18 protein-coding genes are annotated in these 22757 nt (G+C 68.8%); 5 read left to right on the top strand and 13 right to left on the bottom strand.

Going from position 1 to position 22757, the window contains the following annotated elements:
• The first annotated feature begins 6 nt into the window (after positions 1 to 6).
• Together ACFFRH_RS40005 and ACFFRH_RS40000 are read left to right on the top strand one after the other, a co-directional pair.
• Positions 7 to 411, top strand: a complete 405-nt coding sequence (locus ACFFRH_RS40005) for a DUF4279 domain-containing protein (RefSeq protein WP_344748994.1) — start codon at positions 7 to 9, stop codon at positions 409 to 411.
• Between the two features lie 701 nt (positions 412 to 1112).
• Positions 1113 to 2066 carry a helix-turn-helix domain-containing protein gene (locus tag ACFFRH_RS40000; RefSeq protein WP_344748992.1) on the top strand — a complete coding sequence of 318 codons (954 nt, stop codon included), beginning with the start codon at positions 1113 to 1115 and terminating at the stop codon, positions 2064 to 2066.
• Positions 2067 to 3313: 1247 nt separating this feature from the next.
• On the opposite strand, the gene ACFFRH_RS39995 is transcribed toward ACFFRH_RS40000, so the two are convergent.
• The 11 genes from ACFFRH_RS39995 to ACFFRH_RS39945 form a co-directional block, all read right to left on the bottom strand.
• The gene (locus ACFFRH_RS39995; protein WP_344748991.1) at positions 3314 to 4078 is read right to left on the bottom strand and encodes a site-specific integrase; all 765 of its coding nucleotides are present in this window, start codon (positions 4076 to 4078) and stop codon (positions 3314 to 3316) included.
• Between the two features lie 299 nt (positions 4079 to 4377).
• Positions 4378 to 4923 (bottom strand): hypothetical protein, encoded by a 546-nt coding sequence (locus ACFFRH_RS39990; protein WP_386162887.1) that lies wholly within the window; start codon positions 4921 to 4923, stop codon positions 4378 to 4380.
• 252 nt (positions 4924 to 5175) lie between these two features.
• Positions 5176 to 5328, bottom strand: coding sequence for a hypothetical protein (locus ACFFRH_RS39985; protein WP_344748989.1), 153 nt, complete (start codon positions 5326 to 5328; stop codon positions 5176 to 5178).
• Between the two features lie 180 nt (positions 5329 to 5508).
• A complete protein-coding gene (locus ACFFRH_RS39980; RefSeq protein ID WP_344748988.1) occupies positions 5509 to 5748 on the bottom strand; it encodes a hypothetical protein in 240 nt (79 codons plus the stop codon).
• A gap of 452 nt (positions 5749 to 6200) precedes the next feature.
• Positions 6201 to 8240, bottom strand: coding sequence for a glycoside hydrolase family 44 protein (locus ACFFRH_RS39975; RefSeq protein ID WP_344748987.1), 2040 nt, complete (start codon positions 8238 to 8240; stop codon positions 6201 to 6203).
• A 556-nt stretch (positions 8241 to 8796) separates the two neighbouring features.
• Positions 8797 to 9315, bottom strand: coding sequence for a hypothetical protein (locus ACFFRH_RS39970; protein WP_386162882.1), 519 nt, complete (start codon positions 9313 to 9315; stop codon positions 8797 to 8799).
• A 320-nt stretch (positions 9316 to 9635) separates the two neighbouring features.
• A complete protein-coding gene (locus tag ACFFRH_RS39965; RefSeq protein WP_386162879.1) occupies positions 9636 to 11705 on the bottom strand; it encodes an NACHT domain-containing protein in 2070 nt (689 codons plus the stop codon).
• Positions 11706 to 11972: 267 nt separating this feature from the next.
• The gene (locus ACFFRH_RS39960) at positions 11973 to 14558 is read right to left on the bottom strand and encodes a tetratricopeptide repeat protein (protein ID WP_386162876.1); all 2586 of its coding nucleotides are present in this window, start codon (positions 14556 to 14558) and stop codon (positions 11973 to 11975) included.
• Entirely contained in the window at positions 14555 to 14905 is a 351-nt protein-coding gene (locus ACFFRH_RS39955) for a hypothetical protein (protein ID WP_363956133.1), read from the bottom strand. Before ACFFRH_RS39955 ends, ACFFRH_RS39960 begins: the two co-directional genes overlap by 4 nt.
• Positions 14906 to 15147: 242 nt before the next feature.
• On the bottom strand, positions 15148 to 16308 hold the full coding sequence (locus tag ACFFRH_RS39950) for a winged helix DNA-binding domain-containing protein (RefSeq protein ID WP_386162873.1): 1161 nt from the start codon (positions 16306 to 16308) through the stop codon (positions 15148 to 15150).
• Between the two features lie 75 nt (positions 16309 to 16383).
• Complete coding sequence (locus tag ACFFRH_RS39945; RefSeq protein ID WP_386162870.1) at positions 16384 to 17514, bottom strand: epoxide hydrolase family protein; 1131 nt, start codon at positions 17512 to 17514, stop codon at positions 16384 to 16386.
• Positions 17515 to 17576: 62 nt separating this feature from the next.
• Between ACFFRH_RS39945 and ACFFRH_RS39940 the strand changes: the two genes are divergently transcribed.
• Positions 17577 to 18563 (top strand): helix-turn-helix transcriptional regulator, encoded by a 987-nt coding sequence (locus ACFFRH_RS39940; RefSeq protein WP_386162867.1) that lies wholly within the window; start codon positions 17577 to 17579, stop codon positions 18561 to 18563.
• Between the two features lie 788 nt (positions 18564 to 19351).
• Positions 19352 to 19552 (top strand): hypothetical protein, encoded by a 201-nt coding sequence (locus tag ACFFRH_RS39935; protein ID WP_386162864.1) that lies wholly within the window; start codon positions 19352 to 19354, stop codon positions 19550 to 19552.
• Positions 19553 to 19610: 58 nt separating this feature from the next.
• Here the strand turns inward: ACFFRH_RS39935 and ACFFRH_RS39930 are convergent, their stop codons facing one another.
• Positions 19611 to 20519 carry a tyrosine-type recombinase/integrase gene (locus ACFFRH_RS39930; protein WP_386162861.1) on the bottom strand — a complete coding sequence of 303 codons (909 nt, stop codon included), beginning with the start codon at positions 20517 to 20519 and terminating at the stop codon, positions 19611 to 19613.
• A gap of 673 nt (positions 20520 to 21192) precedes the next feature.
• On the opposite strand from ACFFRH_RS39930, the gene ACFFRH_RS39925 reads away from it, so the two are divergent.
• On the top strand, positions 21193 to 21333 hold the full coding sequence (locus tag ACFFRH_RS39925; protein ID WP_386162859.1) for a hypothetical protein: 141 nt from the start codon (positions 21193 to 21195) through the stop codon (positions 21331 to 21333).
• Between the two features lie 203 nt (positions 21334 to 21536).
• Here ACFFRH_RS39925 and ACFFRH_RS39920 read toward each other — a convergent pair whose 3' ends face one another.
• Positions 21537 to 22613 carry an ATP-binding protein gene (locus tag ACFFRH_RS39920; protein WP_386162857.1) on the bottom strand — a complete coding sequence of 359 codons (1077 nt, stop codon included), beginning with the start codon at positions 22611 to 22613 and terminating at the stop codon, positions 21537 to 21539.
• Positions 22614 to 22757: the final 144 nt, after the last annotated feature.

Genomic DNA, 22757 nt, shown 5'->3' with positions numbered 1-22757 from the left:
TTTAGCATGTTCAAGATATCCCTGCGTCTCGTTAGTGATGACGGTGATCCAGCTCAGGTATCGGCCGCCACAGGGATGGTTGCTGACCATGCGGTTCGAGCTGGAGACAGATCAATCAAAACAGGGAAGCTTTACAAGTTTAGTTCGTGGAGCGCAAGCGTTGGGCCGAAATCTGGCTTCGAAAGACCGGAAGAGGCATTTGAGGAGCTTGTTTCGTGGGGGCTTCCAACCGCCTACACTTTTCGGAAATTAAAATCGGAAAGCAACTGGGAAATCTCCCTTGTTGTCGTTCAAGAATTTCGCAACACCGATAACCCTATGGAGAAAGGTGTATCACTAAATACTCAGGTCATAGAATGGATTGCTGCAGCAGGTGCCGGCCTAGAGATTGACCAATACGTTTATTATTAAATCGTAGCGTTCAGTAAATGCGGTGCGCCTTGAGTGGACGCACTTTTCCTTCCATGACATCTGCGAAGGCTGCCATCGAACCGGTGGCAGCCTTCACCGTCTCCCCGCGCTATCGCCAAAACCACCCTGTGCCAACTGCTGTCGAGTCGCGACATGACCCTGCGCCTGGGATTTCAGAGGTCGGTTCGGTCGGACCGAATCACCACCATTGTTCTCCTATCGCCGTTCGGGTCGCCGACCTGTTTGCTGGCCTTGCCATCGCCGCCGTTGTTGATCTTACTGTTGGTGCTCACGGTCACCCCTGCCCTCTTCTTATACGGGGAGTTTTTCCGGAGTTAGCCTGGCCGCTGCCCGGTGGTTATCCGGGGAGATCCTACCGAGACTCCCCGGATAATGTGACTTATCCGGGGAGATGTGGAGCGGTGAGGTGGAGGCGCGCGTCAACGGGCTGTTGACATAGAGCGGTGGAGGGCACCGGGTGATGGGTCGGCCGCACGAGGGAGGGGATGTGAGCCGTTCAGCGCAGATCCGTTGGCGGGCCAGCTTCACAACGCAAGCACCAAGCTCACCATTTTCAGATAGTTTGCAATTAAAGCGAGTACTTTGAGATGATATGTGAGAATTGGGGCATATCAGCCATCAAATGATTTGTGGTGAGGGAGTGACCAGTGAGGACAGTGATTCACACAGAGGATCTACCGGTGGACGAGCGGTTCGATTCCTGGCATGACCACATGTTCCAGCAGGTGGTGGCTCCTATGATGATCACTTGCGATGATCCTGCAAGCTTCCGGGGAAGTATCGAATCTATAGATCTGGGTGCCGTCCATGTTTCCGCAGTGGAGGCTTCTCCCTGCGAGGCGTACAGGACATCTCGAATGATCCGCCAGTCCGATCCCGAACTGTTCCAGATTGCATTCAACCTGCGTGGAGAGACCGCGATAACGCAGGACCGCAGATGCGTTCTGTCACAACCTTCGTACCTGGTGCTCTACCACACCTCGCGTCCCCATCAGATACGAACGGGTTTCAGCAAGGAAACCACCTACGGAGTAATGGTGGTGTTTCCCGCCACGCTGCTACCGCTGCCTTTGCACAAAGTGGAGCGGCTAACCGCTACGCCGCTATCAGGCCGTGAGGGAATCGGCGCGCTGATCTCGGGATTCCTCACCCGTCTAGTCAACGGCAGCGACCAGTACAGGATGGCCGATCGCTTACGTCTCGGGACCGTCCTGACCGATCTGCTTACCGCGCTGCTCGCCCACCGCCTCGAAGCCGACACGGTCGTGCCGCCCGCCAGCCGCCAGCGCATCCTCCTGCTGCGCATCCACGCCTTCATGCAGCAGCACTTGGCCGACCCGCAGCTGTCTCCGGCCACCATCGCCGCCGCTCACGGCATCTCCATCCGCACCCTGCACCGGCTCTTCCAGACCCAGGACACCACCGTGGCCGCCTGGATCCGCACTCAGCGGCTGAACCGCTGCCGGCGTGACCTTTCCGACCCCACCCTCCATGACCGGCCGATCCACGCCATCGCGACCCGATGGGGTTTCACCGACGTCACCAACTTTTCTCATGCATTCTCCACCGCATATGGACTCAACCCCCGCGACTATCGGCGCCAACTGGGCCAGTCGGCTCGGTTTCTGAAATAACATTCTGGCCATTCTTTAGCCGTTGTCCGCAGTGGTTGCCCTCCCGAGTCCGGTCTCGCTTCGAGCGGTGGCCTGCCAGCCCGTCGGAGAGCTTTTCCAGGGGAGTGGCGGGTCGTCGACCGGCTACGTGCCGTATCGGACGAAGTCCATGGCGATCGCTCACTCCGACGGTCGCCTCACGCTCAGGATCCGTCCGGCAGGCACCCGCTAAGACGTCGGTCATATGGGCGTTTCTGAGCGGCCCGCCTGTTACCGCGTCACTCCATGACTGCCCTGCCGGCCACCGATGGCACGCATTTCAACAACCTGGCACAGATCGACAAGGACATATCTCCCGCCGTCCCCGAGACTCTGAGAGGAAAGTTCCGCAATGTTGCGGTCCTGGCTTGACGAGGACCGCAGCCAAAACAATCTGTAGCAGGCCGTGGTGGTGACCACGGCCCATCCCGGCCAGGGGCGGGGGGTATCGCGACCCTCGATCCGGTCGGGGAAAGCCCGTCTCCGAGCACAGGCGGATATCCGCTGAGGCGAGGAGGCCGCCTGCTCGGGACTGTTACGAAGGAGAATTCATGGCAGTGGCAAGAAAACTCGCAGCGATGGTCCTGTGCGCATCGGCGCTCGTGGTGCCGGCCGTCGCGGCGACACCGGCGTCCGCATCGGCTTCGGGTTCCGTGGGCATCCTCGGAAACCAATGCGGTCTGCGGACCTCGGCCTATCCCAACAGTTACTTTGAGCGGTCATTTTCCGCGAGCCAGTGTGGGATATGCCTAAGCACGGCAGTGAATTATTCAAATAAGTACCAGTCTTACTACTGCACCTACAACCCCAGCAACGACAAGGTAGACCTGCATTACCGCTGGCGTTAACCAGCCGCTGAAGCGATAAAATAGGCCTTTGGGGAAGCTGGGTACCGGGGCGGCAGGTGACCGCACCACGGTGCGGATGGGCCGCGCCCGGGTCCCAGCCGCTGACTCCGGCCATGCACGCCGGGCCCGGCATCCGCTCCCCGCCCAGCCAGCGGGTCATCACGACGGCGTGCACGATGCCTGAGGAGCGCACCCGAACGTGCACGACCGGGGACTTCTCCGACCAGCGGCCGTGACGGGCGATCGCCGAGACCGGGGAACCGTGCTTGGCGGCCGTGGTGGCCCCGCCGGCGCGCAGCGAGTGCGCGGTGTAGGTCTCCGCGTTGGGGAGCCCGGCCTGGGTCGCGGCGCGGCGCACGATGAGGTTCAGGCCGTGCCCGCTCATCCGCTCGGAGGCCTTCCCCGCGCCCCGGGGCGGGCGGTGGTGATGCGGCTGTGGCGGTCGACGCCGCGCAGCAGCGGCCCGGAGGTGATGCCCTGGCCGTCCAGGACGGCAACCCAGGCCTGCACGACGCGCACCGGGCAGGTCTCGGGGTGTGAGCCATACGGCAGGGGGACGACCTCGCCGCGGGCGTCCTGGTCGGTCTTGGACTGGCGGATGGTGACCTCCAGGCCGTCTGCGGTCAGCGCCAGGTCCTCCAGGTCGAGAGCGGCCAGCTCGGAGCGACGGCCCATCAGGGCGAAGCCGAGCACCAAGGCGGCGCGGTCGCGCAGGCCGGTCACGGTGGCGGGGTCGCAGCCGTCGATCATCGCCCGCAGGACGGTGAGCTCGGCGGGCGGCGCCTTGCGGGTGCGCGTACCGGTCTTGGCCCGTTCCTTGCGGTAGGCGCGCAGGGCCAGGCGGCCGCCCTCGGCGTTGACGGTCAGGCCGGCCTTCTTGTGGCGGGACTGCACGCACGCCAGGGCCCGTTCGATCGTCGAGGGCGCCGGGAGGGTGCCGCGCCGGGTCGGGGTGATGGCCAGGTGAGTGACGTACTCGGCGAGCGTCTCGGCTGAGGCGGGCAGCGGCGAGCGGCCGGTCGTGGCGCACCAGGTGGTGAAGGTCTCCCAGTCGCGGGCATAAGCGCGGTTGGTGTTGTCGGCCATGCCGTCGGCGACCCGGGCGCGGGCCGCCGCGCTCAGCTCCCGGTCGATGCCGGCCGCCACCGCGCGGGCCGCCGGGTCGCCGGGGGTGCGGGGTCGGGTTCCGGCCGTGCCAGCTCGGTCATCCGGAAGCCTCCTTCGGTGCGTGCGAAATGCCCGTTTCTGGGTTGCGATAAGGCATTTTATCGCAACCCAGCGCACCGACGCGGGCCGACACCCGCCCACCGGCGCCGACACGACCCGACGACCGGCCAGAACGTCCCGGTTCGCGCGGGTGCGCGTAAGGGGGTCGCAGAAGTCGCAGAACCCAGGACCGCGCCGTACGGCTTGGAGCGCCCCGGACCGACGCTAAGGCTGGCCGGTCAGCGGGACAGCTTGCGGCGGGCCCTGTCCGACACCACCTGGAGAACCTCGGCGTCACCTGGAGGGGCGGCCCATATCTGGAGGTGAAACGCGTCGATGATCTCTGTGGAACGTAGGTCGAAAGCCTGGTCCATGTTGCGGGCGTGGTAGCGCAGCCGATACCAGCCGGCCTTGGACGGCAGCTGCGGCAGGGCGATGTACTTTGTGGAATCCCAGGCAATGACCGTGATCGGGTCGACGTCGGCTTGGAAGCTGGCCTCGACCACGTCCTCGTATTCCTCCAGCAGCGGCTCAGGCTCGTGGTGGTGCAGGGACACGGTCAAGTCGACGTTTCCGAGATAGAGGCCGGTGACGAGGTGAGCTCCTCCCCGTACGGTTCGCAGGATGCCCGCGTTCGACACCCCAGGTGCTTTCGGCTCCGGGTGCACGGTTCGATACGTATTGCCGTCGAACAGGTAGAACTGCGCGTAGTTCACGGGGAACTCAGCACGGATGACGGTGTTCTCGGAGTCTCCGGAGACGACGGTCTCCACCGTTGAGCTCACGCGATTCCTCTCAGTGTCAGGCAACAGGGAAAGATCACGTAATTAGCATTGTGTGAGATCGAAACCGGGCGGGGGACGACCCCGGCCGACACCCGCCGACCGACGCCGACACCACCCCGCGGCCGGGCCGGAACGTCCCGGTTCGCGCGGGTGCGCGTAGGGGTGTCGCGGAAGTCGCGGAACCCGGGGCCGCGCTGCGCGGCGCGCAGCCTCTCGTACCAAGTGCCAAGGGTCGGTACACGGGGGGACCGGTCACCGAGACAGGAGCAGCAGGGAGAGGACCAGCGCACCGCCGCCCCAGTTCTGATACATCAGGACCAGTAGATACACCGCAATCACCGCGCACATCACCGCGAGAATCAGGCTCACTCGCGACCACAACGTGCTTCTGATCATCTTGTCCATGATTCGATCAGACCTCCTGGCCATAGTCGACGCGAGGGCCTCATCTTTACGCACCACCATGAGCCTGAGCAGAGGTTGGAACATTGATCTCATCCCGCCGCTGCCAAGTCGCACCCGACGAGGAAACCCGGGACGTGAACTTGGGATGAGGCGCGTTATCCCCGGCGTGCCAGGCGCCGCTCAGTCGGCCAGGCAGACGTACCAGGTCGACTCGCCGTAGATGGAGCGGCTCCAGGCGTCGCGGTCCCAGCCGGTCACCGCTCGCCCGGTCAGGGCGGTGACGACGGCGGCCGCCGCTTCCTGTGCCCCGGCCTGGTCGCGGGCCGCGATGCCGTCGCCGAACAGACCGAACTCCGGAACGTGCAGGTCGCCGTCGGGCCCGTACAGGTGCCAGCGGCCGTCGACGCGCGCCAGGCACACATCGGTCTCGCTCCACTCCCGCCCGGCCGGGACGTCTTCCCCGCCCGGGACGTCCGCGAGGACGTCCGGGGGGTGGGAACTGAATACGTGAGAAAGGGGCCACGACGAAACCGGAACCCGCCGACGCCGCAGCACGGGTCACCGAGGAACCGCGCCGTCGCGGTCAGTCCTTCGGTGGTTTTCCGGAGGGGCGAGGTCTTGCCCGGGGCGCCGGGTCGACGGGCGGTCACCGTGACGCGACCGGCATGGGTTTCGTCGCTCGCTGGCGCCCGCCGCGGTGGGCGACGAATCGCGGTCGCCGTCCTTGCGGCCGCACGAGATCGTCGGCGGCCGCAAGGACGGCGCGGGCCCTCACGCATGCGCGCGCGTGAGTGCCTCCCGAAACCTCAAGGCCTGACCTCGCCAGACCTGGACCGGCCCGCGCTCACCCGAGCGCGGGCCGGTCCCGTTTCTCATACCTTCACGCAGGTCGCGCCGTTGAGCTTGAACTGGGCGGGCACGTCGTTGGCCGTCCCGGTCCGGGAGGCGAGGAAGCCAAACTCGGCGCTGCCGCCCTTGGCCGGCAGGGACGCGTTCCAGTTCACGTTGACGACGCTCACGTTCGCGCCGCTCTGGTTGTAGCTGCCGTTCCAGGACTGGGTGACTTTCTGGCCGTTGGCGTAGGTCCAGTCCAGGTGCCAGCCGTTGACGGCGCTCGCCCCGGTGTTGACGATCTTCACGCCGGCCTGGAAGCCGCCCTGCCACTGGTTGACGATCGTGTAGGCGACCGTGCACGAGGCACTCGGGGACGGGCTGGGGCTGGGGCTCGGGGACGGGCTCGGCGAAGGCGAGGGCGAGGGGGACGTCGTGGTTCCCTTGGGGACGACGATCGTGGTGATCGAGTTGGCCGGGAACGTGCCGGTGAAGCCGGACGCCGACACCGTCAGGTTCGCCCCGTGCTGGATCGTCGTCAGGTCGGCGTCACCGTAGCGGTACACCTGGGCGGTGCCGGCCCGGCCGGTCAGGGCCACATCGCTGGTCAGCTCGCCGCCGCTCTTGTTCACCACGACGAGGGTCAGCGCCTGGTCGGCGGCCCGTTCGGCTGCGTACACGGCGAGTTTGTCCTGGTCGGCGCTGGTGGCCTTGACCGACGTCTCGCCGAACGCGCCGCCGGCGCCGTCGTAGTTGCGGAACATGCGGAACGCGTAGGCGACCGGCTGCGCGGTCGTCGGCGCCGTCCACAGCGTGGCCAGGTCCAGGCCCTCACGGCCGAAGATGCCCAGCACGTCGGCCTGGGCCAGCGCGCCGTTGATGTGCCCGAAGGCGCCCCAGTTGTACTCGGTGATGGCCACCTTGGTGCCCGGGTAGTGCTGGGCGACCAGGTTCTTCATCCGGGGGATGAACTGCACCGGGGTGTTGATCCAGCTCTCGTCCACGTACGTGGGATCCCACAGCTGGCGGGTGCTGCGCAGCCGCAGCGCCTGCGTGGCGGCGTCGACGTTGTCGCCGAGGACGCCGCTCTGCTGGGGGTAGATGTGGTTGTCGAAGTAGTCCAGGATGCGGGTGCCGTGCGCGCTCTCGTAGGCCTTCATCTGGTCCAGGTACCATGCGCCCAGGTCCTGGCCGCCGTGCGCGGCCTTGTCGGGCGGGTTGGACCAGCAGCCGGTGCGCCCGCACACGTCCTGGTCCAGGCCGGAGTAGATGAGGGAGTTCAGGCCCCAGCCGACCGGGCCGAGCGTCTTGGCGCCGGGGTCGGCGGCCTTGACGGCCGCGCCGTAGGCGTAGGTGCGATCGCGGAGTTCGTCGTAGCCCAGCCCCTCCGGCCGTACGTCGCGGTGGGTGGAGAACCACAGGTCGGGCTCGTTGTCCAGGTTGTAGAACCTCACCCCGCCGCTGTTCGCGGCGCCGTAGCGGGACTTCAGGTGGGTGATCCAGTCGGTGACGTAGGCGGGGGTGATCTCGGCGCTGGTGTCGTGCGGGTCGTTGCCGGTGATATTGGTGCCGTCGGGCTTCTTGCCGTTGCCGCAGTCGGGCTGCCACGGGTCGGTCGACTGCTGCGGCCCGTACTTGGCGACGCTGAACCCGCACGCCTTGGCGCGCGCCTTGGGCGCCCAGCCGATCAGCGGCAGCGTCAGGATCGTGTCGGCGCCGGTGGCCACGTTCTGGTCGACGAACTCGTCGCTGTCGGACCCGTCGGGCAGCGTGGAGGGGTCGGTGTTGTCGTTGGGGATGTTCTCGAAGTACCAGTCGGCGGCCCGGTTGCTGGTGTCGTTGCGGAAGTCGTAGCGGGTGGTGGCGTTGCCGCCCCACCGGTGCACCGGCAGCCGCAGATCCCGCGCCAGCGCCGCGTCGGCGAAGTTCATGCCGTACACGTACGGGCTGATCGCGTGACGCGAGGCGGACGCGTCCACGCTGAGCACCGGACCGGCCGCGGCCTGGGCGGCGCCGCCACTGACCTGAACGGTGGCGGCGGCCAGCAGGCCCACGCTAATCAACAGTGCTCTGATACGCACGTCGTACCCCTTCCATCGACTGGGAGCGCTCCCACGATGGGAGGGGAACGCACACCCGTCAAGGACGGCCCGTGCGCGAGCGCCATCGTGGCCGTCCGGGCGTGAAAGTTTCGGAGCGGTACGACATGGGGGAGCGTGAGGCGGACGTCGGCGGCGATGTAACGGCGGTGCAGCGGCGGCTGACCGTTCCCCTATTTGGGGTGCCACCGGAATACGGCAGAAACGGGCCGCGGTCGCTCGAATCCGCAGGCCGGACGGTGAGGCCGAGGGCTGGGGTTTCGGCTGTGGATGACCATGCCCAGCCTGGGGCCGGATTGCGGCCCGCATGACTGCCGATGCGCCTACCTGTGGGGATGTCGTTCGGTTGACCGGACAGAGCCAAGATTCTGTCCGGTCTGCGGCCACCGTGGCCTGTTTCTGCCGTATTCCGGTGGCACCCCCCCGGGCAAGACCTCGCCCCTCCGGAAAACCACCGAAGGACTGACCGCGACGGCGCGGTTCCTCGGTGACCCGTGCTGCGGCGCCGGCGGGTTCCGGTTTCGTCGTGGCCCCTTTCTCACGTATTCAGTTCCCACCCCTCCGGGACGTCTTGACCGCCTGCGGGGACGTCTTGCCGGACGTCCGGGACGTCCTGGTCGTGCTGCTGGACTCGACCGGCCAGGCGCGCGGCTTGGCGGTAGTTCGCGGCGGTGCCAGCGTGGCCCCGGGCGGTGCCGGCCGCGCTGGAGGCCAGGCGCGCGAGGGTGGTGGCCAGCTCGGCCAGGTGCGCCTCCCACCCGGTCACCGGCTCTGCGGCCGCCTGGTCGACGTCCTCGCCGTCGCCCTGGTCGACGTCGAGGAGGCGGTGCTCAGCCTCCACCAGCTCGGCGGCCACCACGGCCAGGCGCTCGACGGTGCGCGTCAGCTGGCGGCGTTGCCACGCGGCCTGCTGCAGGGCGGCCTCGGCGCGGCGCGTGGCCCGGTGCGCGGCCTGACGACACGGTGTTCCGCAGTAGCGGGCCGGTCGACCGGTCCGCGCCGAGGCGATCGGACTCCCGCACACCGGGCAGGCCGGCCCCGGCGCGGCCGCGCTCATCGCGCACCGCCGGGGAGGGAGCTTGAGTACGGCAGGGGACAACCTCGCCGCGGGCGTCCTGGTCGGTCTTGGACTGGCCGATGGTAACTTCCAGGCCGTCGACGGTCAGCGCCAGGTCCTCGATGTCGAGGGCGGCCAGTTCCGCGCGGCGGCCCATCAGGGCGAAGCCGAGCACCAGGGCGGCGCGGTCGCGCAGGCCGGTCAAGGTGGCGGGATCGCAGCCGTCGATCATCACCCGCAGGATGGTGAGCTCGGCGGCCCGGGCGAGGGCGCCGGCAAGCCGCGCCGCAGGCCCCGGAGGGGCATGCCCGGCCCGGGGGTCATGGCTGCGGGGCGGGGGAGCGGGCCAGGTAGTCCTGCAGTTCGCGGTGGCGGAACTGGTAGGCGACGCCGGCGATGCGCAGCAGCCCAGCGCCGCAGGCCCACCGACAAAACGCCGCGAACCGCCAAGGCAACCGCCCCCTCAGCGCGGCGCTCGCCAGCCCGCACACGTATCTCGCTCCCCCTGGCCTCAGTGTGAGACCGAAAGCGACCCCCGCGAAGACTCCTGGCATCAATCCCTGAACGACCCCGGCGCCAGGCAGAGCGAGAAGTCCGAGGATCAACCCGAGGATGGCTCCCCGTAACAGCCCCCACAGGAGATCGGCGTGCACGGCCTCATGCGGCGTCGCGAGGTCGGCTCCGGCATGCCACCGGCCCCGATCGGTATAGTCCTCCAGCATCATCACGACCGCCATGGGGATGGACAGCAAGAAGGCCCACGCCGCCACATCGGCTGCAACCCCGGAGAGAAATCTCAGCGCCATGAAACTGGTGATGATCACGCCTATCAGCCACCAGAAACCTGAGCGATACCAGGCGAGCCTGTTCCGCCCCCAGATCGCGGGTTCACCTCGCCAAAGGGCCGTGACCCCAATCCAGCAGAACCCGGCGAGCACGCCTATGACGAGAAACGGCTCCTCCCGGCCTTCGAACAGGTCCTGCTCAGGGGGTGGGGCCGGGACAAGCCATATCGCCATGGCGATCAGGAACAGCCCTGCCGTCGCTATGAACTGCAGGAGCTGGGGCAGGTACCGGCCACCGATCGGCCAGATCAGGTGCGGCACGATGTCCACTGGCGACATCCCCACCTCGCGGGCCTGCCGTTCCAGGTGGCGAGCGATGTGGGTCAGCCAGCGGTGCACCCGCGCGGCGTCGGCGCCGCCGAGGGCCGGGTGCAGGGCGAGGGTGGCGGGAAGGAGTAGGCCCAGCAGGTGGTCACGGACCTCCTCAGGAGTGGTCCAGTCAGCCAGGTCGACCAGGTCGCCCGGGTCGCGGACGAAGGCCCCGGAGCGGTCGCGCTGGTCGTAGACGGCCGCAGCCAGGGTGAGCCGCCACGGAGTAGACAGGCCTTGGGCCAGCGGCCCGCCGGGATCGCCGGCGATGGCGGCCAGGACCGGCTCCCAGCGGCTGGGATCCTCAGCGCGGGCGGCCAGGAAGTCGCGGGCGCCGGCGGCCTCGACCGGGGACAACTCCACCCGGGCGGTATCCCGGGCCCAGACCCGCAGCTCCTCCAAGTCCTGGTAGTGGGTGGTGCGGCAGGTCAGCACCACGGCGGCCTTGGCTCGGCCGTCCTGGTAGGCGTTCAGGGCGCGCAGCACCCGCCCGGCCCGGGAGTCATACCCCAGAGCGCCTTCGGAGTCCATCTCGTCCAGGCCGTCGATCACCGGGAGGACCAGGCGCTCGTCCACCAGGACGCGGGCGATGGCCTTCTTGAGCCGGTAGACCTCGGTCAGGTGGCCGATCAGCCATTTCTCCACCGCAGCCGCGTCGGCCGTCTCGGTGATCAAGGAGGCGGCCGAGAGGCGCACCGGCACCGCCTCGCCTTCGGCGCGGTCTTCGAGCAGGCCGAGGATGAGATCGACGGCCAGCACGGTCTTGCCGGCGCCCGGGGCGCCGGTGATGACCAGGCGGCGCGGGAACAGCGCGCGGTAGTAGCCGGTCACCTGGCCCAGGCGGCCCGCGGCGGCCGCGCCTTGCGGTGAAGGCCGGGGTGCGGCGGGGTGGCCGGGGGCGGGCCACAGGGTGAAGGCCACATCGATGGTCTTATCGTGGTCACCCAGCAGCTGGCGGCGGGCGATGGTCTCGGTCCTCTTCACTTCCTGGGCCAGGTCGGAGACGGCTTCAGCAGGAGTGGGCGGCGGGTGCAGGGCCCGGTAGGCCAGATACAGCGAGGCCACGCCGAAGATCACCGTGGTGGCCAGGGACACCGATCCGATCAGCGCCCCCAGCGGGTCGACGTCCCCGGTCTTCAGCTCCGGCAGCAGCCGGGGAATCATCACGGCGGCCGCCGCGAGCGTCGCCAAGCCCAGGGCGCCCCATAACCATGCCTTCCCACGTCCTCGCCTCATGACCTCCGATGATGGCCCAGCGGGCACGGCGACCACAGGGGGAGGAAGCCTCCGCAGCCGGGCTGTGACCTCCCGGCGGATACGGCTCCGCCCGCAACGGCTGCCGGACAGTGTTCCGGCCCGGTTCCAGGGTCGGCCCGGCGGGAGTTGATCATGGTTTCTGGGTTGCGATAAGAAACAATCACGTACATGAGCTGCGCTTGCGCACGCTGTCCCAGCTCGCCGACCGGCGGGAGCGCGCTCATCATGCGGGGACCCATGAATTTCTCACGGGTCCCCCGCGGGCGCGCCTCCAGGCCGGGCCGCTCCCTCAACCGCGTCGGTGAGGACCGTGCGCGTCGTCAGCGTGTCGGGGTGGTCGGGCCCGAACACCCGCTCGTGGTCGGCGACCGACCGTTCCAGCAGCGGGATCGCCTCTGCGACGCGCCCGGCGGCGTAATAGGCGTACGCGAGGTTCCCGCGCGCGATCACCACATCCGGATGATCAGCCCCGCTCACGCGCTCGCTGCGCGCGACGACCCTCCTGAGCAGCTGGATCGCCCGGGAGAGCTCTCCAGCCCCGGAATACGCCATGGCCAGGTCGTTCTGGGACGCCAGCGTGTGCGGGTGATCACGGCCGAGCGCACGGCGACGGTCGGTCACCGTCCGTTCGAGCAGGGCGATCGCTCGCGCGAAGTCCCCGGCGGCGAGATGGGCGGAGGCCAGGCTGTTGCGGCTGGTGAGGGTCACCGGATGGCGGGCGCCGAGCAGCCGCTCCTGGTCAGCGATGATCCGCTCAAGCACGGAGATCGCCTTGGCGTGGTCACCCGCTGCGGTGTAGGCGAGGCCCAGGCTGTGCCGCAGCGCCAGCGTGTCGGGGTGATCAGGCCCGTTGAGCCGCTGCCCGTCCGACAGCGCCCGCAGCGCGTAGCCGAGCCCGCGCTCCACCATCCCCTGGTCAAGCAGGTATTGCGCCGTGTCGTTCCAGAGCACCAGCGGCGGTTCCCGCTCCACGTCGGCGAGATGGCCCGCGACGGCGTCGATGTGCGGCAGGAGCTCGCGCCAGACCGGCTGTCCCGCCGGATCGTGCCACTCGGGGACGGCCGACGACAGGAGCACCACCGCGACGTCCAGCGTCTCTCCGGCCGGGAAGACCTCTTCCTCCTCGACCTCGTCCGCGTCGCGACCGACCGCCTGGACGAGGGGATCGACGCGTACGGCTGAACCGTCCAGAGCGATCAGCGAGTGCTCCTCCAGCGTGGCCAGCGCGGCGTCCAGCTCGTCGGTGGGGAACATGTCCCCCTGGCGGAAGAGGTCGAGCGGGATGCCGCCCGGCGCGTACCAGGACATGATCCGCAGGATGGCCTCGGGCAGGATGCCCTGTTCCTCCCGCATCCGGGCGAAGGCGACCCGGCAGGCCGTCGCGACAGTCTGCGCGTCGGCGGGAGGATCGGCGCCGGTGAGGTCGGAGTAGAAGAGGGACGCGCTCGACTCCAGCCGTTCCAGCCTGGCGTCGTCGGTGGTGGCCTCCGGCGGCCAGTAGTGGGTGAGCAGCTTGTCGTCAGGCAGGATGACGGCCAGGCTCTCACCGGGCCGGCTGTTGATCCACTGGATCGCGTTGAGCGCCCGCCCGCTCATCGAGCTGAGGACATTGCCCACCGCCTGCATCAGCAGCGCCTTGCGTCGTAGTTCCGCGGGCTCGACGAGGCTCCGGTAGACGAGCTGCACCTCTGACGTCACCGCGGTTGCCCGGGTCTTGCCCCAGGGATGCGTCTCCATCGGCAGCAGCACGTCCACGAGCCCTGGCACCCGGCTGTACTCCCGCAGGCCGACCGCCTCCGCGGGGTCGTCGCCGTACTCGGTCAGGTAGCTGGCCCGGTCCAGGAAGGACAGCACGCTCACCGCGAACTCGATGCCCACCAGCCGCAGGTCCCGCGCGACGGACGCGCCGGTGTCGGCGGCGGACATCATCGCGAACCTGTCCGCTTCCAGCTCCAGGCTGTGCGCCGGCCAGTAGTCACGCAGGTAGGTCTCGACCGCGGCGGCGCCGCCCGGAGACTCCCGCACCCGGTCGAAGGCCTCGCCCGCGAACCACGGGAACTCGTCGGCGGGACGGCCGGCCGCGTGTAGGTGACCACGGTAGACGTGCGACAGCTCGTGGCCGACCAGGAAGTCCATGGCGCCCCGGGCGATCTCGAACATCACCGGGGCCAGCGTCTCGTCATCGTCGACCCCGATGGCCGTCCTGAACCGCTCGCCCTCGACCATGGCGCACATGCCGTACGCGATCTGCTGGTGCAGGTAGGGATTCGTGTGGGCCGTGTCGAGCAGAACCCGCGGGAAGGCCGGGTGCGTCCACGGCTCCTCCAGGCCCGGAAACGCGCGGCCCGCCACCACGACGAGCTGCGCCAGGACGAGTGACAGCGCCCACATGTCCTGCACCACATAGCGGCCCATCAGGACCAGGTAGCGGCTGTCTGCCCACTGCTGCACCGAGGCGTGCGGCCGGTAACGGTAGTCCGTGGCGAACAGGAACTCGTGCGTCCCGTCGAGCCCCATGAGCTTGCTCACCCGCGTGAACGACCTGGACAGGTGGATGACGCAGGACGCGGGCTCCGCCGGGGTGAAGCGGATCGTGCCGGGCTCCAGATCCGCGCGCAGCCGCGCCGTCTCCCCCGCCGTCGCCCCGCAGAGCGCGGCCAGTTCCTCCGCGGTGACGTCGTCGGCGTGCAGCGCCCGGTGGAAGGCCGCGCGATCGGCGAACCCCTGCTCGACCTCCGCGGCGGCGCGCAGGAACGCGCCGCCGCGCTCGGAGCGCTGCTGGTGCTCCGTGATCGCGGCGACGAACGGAGCCCAGTCATCCGGGCCGGTCATTCCGGTGGAGTCTCCACGAGGGCCGCCGGGTTCGCGCAGAACCGGTCGGCGCCGATCCCGACGATGGCCCTGGCCACGGTCGCGGCGGGCACGGGCACCTTGCCGACGGTCGCCACGATGAGGTCGGCCAGGACGACGACGAGGTCACCGCTCCTGCCGTCCGCGGCAGCGGCCAGGTCGGTGAGCCGCGGGCACACGGCGTCGCGCAGCAACGTCAGCACGCGGAAGAAGCGGATCGCGTCAGGGAGCTTGGCGCCCCCGATGGGGCGACCGATCCCCGTGGCCTCTTCGATCTGTACAAGGGCGTCACGCAGGTCGTCGTCGGACACAGAATCCCTTCCGGTCATGCTCGCCTTCTTTGGTCATCTGCTCGGCGACCGCGGGCGTTACCCGCGATCAGCGCATACGAGAAGATCGGTTCATGAGTGGACTGCTCGCCCGGGTCGCCCCCGACAGGAGCTTCGTCGACATCAGCAGGCCGAACAGCAGTTATCATGAGTGACTATCTGTAGTCAGTCATGTAAGGCAAGTAGCGTAAGCGCGTACTTGCCTTCACGGTATTCGGGGGTCTTCAGGCATGTTGGCCATGTCAGGTGCACTGCCTCGGTACTACCGGCTGCTGGCTGCCGGGATCGCTATGGTCTCGGTGACCTGAGGCGGTGAAGCGGATCTCGTGTGACGTTTTGGCAGCGAGGAAGTCCAGCAAGCCGCCGCCCTCGGCGGTCAACGCGTCGCGGTCGGGCGCGGACAGCGGTGCGAACGGGTGCACGGTCAGTGTCGCCGTGTCGTGTGCGGTGGTGAATGTCCAGGTCGCTGCGGTGAAGCCGTCGAGGAGTACCAGGCGAGGGATGGGTCCGTGCGGTGTGAAGTTCTGCCGGCGGAGGCCGTTGGTGATCACCCTGGAGCGGTCGTGGTGTGACAGCAGCAGGTTGTCGAAGTCGTACAGGAACCGGGCGGGCGCATCGACCTGCGGATCGGGCCGAGGCGCGTCGGGCAGGTCGAACAGTTCCGCGCCGTTCTCGTCGCGGAACGTGGCCAGGCGAGGCCGGAGCCGGTCGAGCACCTCCGCCAGCCGGGTCAGGCCGCACCAGGTCTGCACGTCGCGTACGGTCGCCGGGCCGAACGCGGCCAGGTAGCGCAGGATCAGCTGGTCGATCGTGTGGTCGGTGCGCAGCGGCGCGCCTGCCCACGACTCGAGCGGTGCGTGGACGGTCCGGCCGCCGGTGCCCCACACTCCGCGGGGCGGGGTCTGCACGACCGGCAGGAGGTTGCGGACCGTGTAGGCGAGGCTCGCTGGGGCGCGGTCCGGCCACCGCTGGGCCAGCAGCCGGCCGAGCTCGCCCGGGGTGCGGGGCCGCTCGTCGAGTAGTTCCCGGCCCGCGGCCACCACCTTTTGGGGGTCCAGGTCGCGCATCGCGCGGCCGTGGGTGTGGTTGGCGAACAAGTCGCGGTCCAGCGCCGGCTGCACGAGCGGGCGCAGCGCGAGCGCGTCGGCCGTGCTGACGAGATGGATCGTCGAGCGCATGAGGGCGATCCGCACCGCGCGGCGCTGGGTGAGCAGCGCCGCGACCTCCTCGGGCCGGCAGCCGGCGAGCCGGCTCCACAGTCCCACGTACCAGGTGTGCGGGGTCTGCGCCTGCAGGCCCACCAGGTGTTCGACGGCTTGGAGCGGGGTGAGGTCGGCGCGGCGCAGGAGCATCTGCCGATCGAGGGTGGCGCGGTTGAGGGCGCGGCGGGTCAGGGTCTGCATGGCGATACTCCCCAAAGTTCAAAGCCGGGGGTGCGCGCGGCGAAATGTCCGACGCGCGCACCCGCTGGGTACGGTTCAGTGCAGCCGGCGGAAGAAGCCGCGAATGTCGTCGACCAGCAGGCCGGGCACGTCATGTGCGGCGAAGTGGCTGCCGGTGTCGTAGACGTTCCAGGACACGATGTTCTTGTGGTCGCGTTCGGCGAACGGGCGGATCGACTGGAAGTCCCAGGCGAAGTTCGCCAGCCCGAGCGGCACGGTGGTGGGCTCGGCCGGTCTGCCGGTGGCGTGGGAGTCCTCGTAGTACAGGCGTGCGGCTGACGCGGCGGTGTTGGTGAGCCAGTAGATCATGGTGTTGGTCAGCACGTAGTCCGCATCGAGGTTCGGGCCGAGCAGCTGCGCGTTCCAGCCCAGTTGTCCCACCGGTGAGTCGGCCAGCGCGTGGGCCAGGGTCTGCGGTGTGGTGGACTGCAGCTTGTCGTAGGCGCCGCTGTTGTCCGTCCACCACTGCAGGAACTGGACCTTCTTCTGGTCCTCCTGCGACAGGCCGGCCAGCTCGGCCGGGTCGCCGGAGGGGAAGGAGAAGATCTGGGTGACGTGCACGCCGATGACGTGCTCGGGGTCGTGACGGCCCACCTCGGGCGAGATGTGTGAGCCGCAGTCGTTGCCGTGCGCGCCGTAGCGCGCGTAGCCGAGGCGGCGCATCAGCTCGGCCCACGCTCTGGCGATCCGATACCGGTCCCAGCCCCGCTCGGTGGTGGGACCGGAGAAGCCGAACCCGGGGATGGACGGGATCACCAGGTGGAAGGCGTCGGCCGCATCGCCGCCGTGGGCTCGGGGATCGCTCAGCGGGCCGATGACATCGAGGTACTCCACGATGGTTGTCGGCCAGCCGTGCGTGAGCAGCAGCGGGGTGGCGTCCGGCTCGGGTGAGCGGATGTGCAGGAAGTGCACGTTCTGCCCGTCGATGGTGGTGGTGTACTGGGGGTGGGAGTTGATTTTCGCCTCCCATGCGCGCCAGTCGTAGCCGTCGCGCCACCGCTGCGCCAGGCCCTGCACGTACTGCAGCGGCACGCCGTAGTCGTTGCCGGCCTCGGGCAGCTCATCGCTCCAGCGGACCCGGGCCAGGCGCTCGGCCAGGTCCTCCAGGTCGGCTTGCGGGATGTCGATACGGAAATCACGGATCTCGGCCGTGTCGATCTCGGTCATGGCATCGACCCTGCCGGACCATTAGGACGGTTCCGCTCCTAATGGTCCGGCATGCTGGAGGAATGTTGGACACCTCGGCCCGCCTCCTGCGGCTGCTCTCCCACCTGCAGACCCCACGCGAGTGGACCGGCGCCGAACTCGCCGAGCGTCTCGCAGTGAGCGGGCGGACCGTACGGGCCGACGTGCAACGCCTGCGTGACCTCGGCTACCCGGTGCTGGCCACCCGCGGTTCCGCCGGCGGCTACCGGCTCGGCGCCGGTGCCGTGCTGCCGCCGTTGCTGCTCGACGACGAGGAGGCGGTCGCCGTCACCGTCGGCCTGCGGACCGCGACCGGTGGCGCCATCGCGGGGATCGAGGAGGCGTCGTTGCGGGCGCTGGCGAAGCTGGAGCAGGTGCTGCCGTCGCGGCTGCGGCGCCGGGTCAACACCCTGCAGGCCTACACGGTGCCGGTGCCTCGCGGTGACGCCGGCCCTGGCGCCGACCCGGCGGTCCTGACCACGCTGAGCGCGCTCTGCCGCGACCGGGAACGGCTGCGCTTCGACTACCACGACCACGCCGGAGCGGCTACCCTGCGCACGGTCGAGCCGTACCGGCTCGTCATCTGGGGTCGCCGCTGGTATCTGCTGGCCTGGGACGTCGAGCGGAGCGACTGGCGCACCTTCCGCGTCGACCGGATCCGGCCCCGCACCCCGACCGGCCCCCGCTTCACCCCACGGGACCTGCCCGACGACGACGTCGCCGCCTACGTCTCCGGCCGGGTGTCCGCCGCCGCCTGGCGCTACCGGGCGCAGGTCACCGTGCACGCACCGGCCGAGGTCATCGCCGATCGGATCGGCCCGGCGGCCGGTACGGTCGAACGCCTCGACGAACACACCTGCGTCCTGCACACCGGCGCCGACACGATCGAGACCCTCGGTGTCTATCTGGGCATGCTCGATGCGGACTTCGACGTCACCGGGCCGCCGGAACTCCTCACGCACCTGCACCGACTCGCCCACCGATACCTCCGCGCGACCACCTCATCTGCACCCGATGATCCAACCGGGTGAGCGCCCGTCGCCGCATGACCACAACACCGCCAGCTCCGAAAGCCATCGGGAAACCGGCCACAAGCTGACGGGACGGCTGGTCGCCGGAGCAGGCAAGAGCGGCCTGCCGCCGAACGGCGGAGCAGCCCCATCCTGATCACGCAATTGGTCGCGGTCCCGCCAGGAGGACCGCCTCCACCAAACCCTTCAACGCACCCACGACGCGTTGGAAACGCGGTTCGGGGAGTTGCTACGTGCCTGACGTGACTGACAGGACCACAAGCCGCTGACCAGCTAGTTCGCTCAACTACCACTGATAACCCATGCAGCACGTCATCCACCGACGACCGCTCCAGCTGCCGGGCCGTCACCACCAACGTCGCGACCCGCCGCTCACCCTTCAAATTCTTGATCTTGGGGGCCTTGGCATACGCCTGAGGAGCGCACCCGAAGGTTGGAGCCGTCTGCATAGGCGGCCCGCGCCGCGGCGGCGATCGTGGCCAGCGCCTCATGCAGGCCCGGGACGTCTCGCGTCCCGTACCCGCCGCGCTCGTCCATAAGGATCAACCTAAACGCCCCGCTGCGGGCCTGCTGCCGACGCTCTCGCCGACGACGGAGACCGGCGGGGGTGACATCCCGACCAGATCACCATCGTGACACCCATTGGGGTTGCGATCCTCAAAGCGCAGACACCGCCGCACCCCATGTGACCTGCCGAAACAGGCCGGACCAGACACTAACTCGAAAAATCCCCATGATGTAGGCCGTCGCGGGGTCACCCGACCTCGCCCGATGCCTTGGGAACTCACATGCTCATCACTGTTCGGGCCGCTGTCATCCTCGGTGCCGCGTTCGTCGCCGCGTCCGTCGCCGCAGCGCTCGCGTTCGCGGAAAGCAACTCCTGGCCGACGGCGTTGTTCGCCGCTGGGGCCGCCTTCGGCGGCACACTCCCCGTCGCCAACAAGGTCATCGGATCGCCGGATGAGCCGCAGCCCTCGCGCCGACGCTGAACCGGCCACCGTGCACCGCCAGGCCCCGCCCACAGGGGCGGAGGCGGGCCGGGGTCGGTTACGCGAACACGCGCTCGACGACGGCGGCCTGCTCGACGAGCCCGGCGCGGAAGTAGCGGGCGGTGGTGTCCAGGGAGGCGTGGCCCAGGAGGGCCTGGATCTGGGCCAGATCAGCGCCGCCTTCGCGCAGCCGAGTGGCGTAGGTGTGGCGCAGCCGGTGGGGACGCAGGCCCGAAAGGCCAGCGGCGGCACCGACGGCCAGGACGGCCTGGACGATCCCGGAGACGGTCAAGGTCCCGCGCTGCCCGCTCCACAGCGGGCCCGCCTGGCGGCCGCGAACATTCAGCCAAGCCGAGATGCGGGTGCGGGCGAGCGGCGGGAGCGGCACGTCGCGGACCTCATCGCCCTTGCCGTGCAGACGCAGGTGGCCGGTGCGGGCGGTGAGGGTGACGTCCTCGACCTCCAGCCGGGCACACTCCTCCTCGCGGACCCCGGCGTACAGCAGGACGGCGACGATGGCCGCATCCCGTTCCCCGCGCCGGGCGGCGGCGCGTTCCACGGCGCCTTGCTCGGCCGGGGTGAGGGCGTCGGGCTCGCCGGGCTTGGGCACCCGGGCGCGCTTGATGTCGATCCGCAGGCCGCGTTCGGCATACAGCAGGGTGACGGCGGCCAGCGCCTGGTTGACGGTCGCCGGTGATCGGCGGGCCGCCACCATGCTCTTGCGCCAGGCGGTGACAGCCGCCTCGGCGCCGACCAGGTCGACGAAGGCGTCGGGGTGGGCGACGGCATGCTCGACCAGCCAGGCGACGTAGGCGGCACTCTGGCGCCGGTACGCCTTCACGGTATGCGCCGACAGCTTGCACCGATCCAGATGACGGCCCACGGCGGCCAAGGCCTCGGCGGCGGCCGCCACGACGTCGGCGGCCGGGTGGAGCGCGACGATCGAAGCGCCCATCGATTCGGTCACGCTGGCCACCGTCCTTATTATCCGCTGAGTTTCGCCCCGGGTTGTGGATGCCTCGAGACGACATTATCCACTGAGATCATAGAGGTGCTCAGCGGATAATCACAGTTATCCACTGAGAGGGATGAAGATCCGCCGAGCCACCGCCGCCGACCGCCACGGCGAGCAGTGAATGATCGCGCGCACGCAAGTTCCCCCGCCGCCGTCGCCCACGGCCAACTCGGCATCCCGCCCAGCGCTTAACGCAACCGGGTGTCGACCTCCTCGGCCACGGCGACCAACCAGCGCCGACCGTCGTCGTGATCTGCCTGGTCACCGACGAGTTTTCGACCACATGGCGATTCTGGCGGGGTTCGTCGTCTTGTTTCGTAAGGGCCGAGTCTCGCCCCCGGTCCTCGCGGTCGACCCGACAGGGTGTCCGCTGTACGACGGAGGGGGGTTGCCTGCGATGGCTCTCAACGCCGAAAGGGTGAAGATCGTACAGGAGTTCGATGAGGTGAGTAGCATCCAAGTTGCCATGGATGGTGGCGTGTTTGTACAGCTGGGCAGCGTCGCGCAGTAGACCGCGGGCTTGGGCGGCGGCCCCGAGAGCGGTTAGGTCACCGGGGTGGGCCCAAGCGGTCACAGCGTCCCAAAACCCGGCGGGAGGCATGGAGTCGCGACGGTAGCGGCGGCCGTGCTGGTCGAGGTAGTCGGCCAGTCGATACAGCGGCCCGCCCCCTTCGCCGACCTGTTGCTCGACGGCTTCACGGGTGCTGGGATCAGACCGGCGGGCACGGGCCGGACCGGTACGGCCGAGGTGGGTGCGGGGGCGTAGACGGGTTACCGGCCCCAGGACTCCTTTGCAGGAAGCCGCGGTGTAGGCCAACGCCTGCTCCAGCCAGTCGGAATGCTGCTGGTCCTGACGTGTCGCCTCGTGCCATTCGGCCTCGGTGAGATAGGCCGGGGCAGCAGCCTCCAGCAGCGCATACGGCAGACCATGGCGGTGACCCAGGCGGCGGGCGTCCATCGCCGCCCAGATCACCGCCCGCGCCGCAGGCGGGGCGTTGCGGTAGCGGGCCAACAGTTCAACCCCCCGGCCAGGTACTGGGTAATCTGGCCATCCTTAGCCTCAGCCAGCGCCTCAGCCAACCGACTATCGGTGGCTGCAGCTTCCCGCAGCGCCTGCTGCTGGGTGCCGGTGAACTTCTCCTCGACCGTGATGTCGGTTCCTGCCAGCACGACCCGGGCCTGCGCATGCCGGTCCGGGTCAGCCGACCGAGTGAGAATGTCCCAGTTGCGCCTCCACAGGGTGCCCATCACCAGGACCGGTGCCCGGCCGGAATCGGTCAGCAGAGTGCGCAGCGCGGCCGCCACCCGCTCTCCGACATCACCGGGGGTGTCCAGGTAGTGCTGGGTCTCGTTCAGCCACACCACCGTGTGTGGCCCGACCTGTGACAGCTCGGCGAGCGCGGCTTCGGGCCGGGTCGGATCGAACGGATGCCACAACCGCCACCCGCCCTGCTCCCGCAGCATGGCCAGCGCCTCCCAGCAGGCCCGGGTCTTGCCGGTAGAGGACTCGCCGACCAAGACCGCCATCGCGCTGAGCCCGCCGACGGCCAGCTCGACCACCTGCGCCAAGCGCTCGTCGTGGGCACGGGCCACATAGGGCGGTAGCACCGGCAACGCCTCGGCTTTCGGCCCGCCAGCCTCGATGGGCCGATGCACTTCCAGCAGGAAGGGGTCGGTCATCTTCTCCAGCGGCCAGCCTGGGTGCCTGTCTATCCCGCCAGCCGCCACTGAGGTCCTGCGTGCCTTACGGTCGGCTGCTATCCGCTGCGACCACACCGTCCCCGCCGAGGGCTTCTCCCCGGCCCAACCGGCCAGCACCCCACCGACCCTGGTCAGCTGGTCTAGTTCGCGCGGCAAGCTCGCCCCAGTGGCCCAGGAGTTCAGCGTCGTGGCCGGTACCTCGGAGTCCTCCGCCAGCTGCTTTTGGGTGATCGTCCGGCCTTCGGCGCTCTCACGATGGACGGACTGGTCCCACAGACGTGCCAGTTCGGCCAGTACCACCGACCTGGCATACGGCCCATCGGCCGGACGAAAGTAGCCGGCCAATCTGGGCTCCGTTTCTCCGAGGTGGTCCGGGGCGTAGGGGGCCGGATTCCACGCTGGCCTGGAGCGTAACCCGCGCGATCTCCTTCGGATCCGTAATCCATCGGATCTGTCGGGCAGGTGCCTGCAAATGGGAGATGCGCCCGG

It is taken from the genome of Streptosporangium vulgare (genome assembly GCF_042428775.1).
GTDB classification, from domain to species: Bacteria; Actinomycetota; Actinomycetes; order Streptosporangiales; family Streptosporangiaceae; genus Streptosporangium; species Streptosporangium vulgare.
Note: the sequence above shows the minus strand (reverse complement) of the source record. Positions and strands in the feature narration are given on the sequence as shown.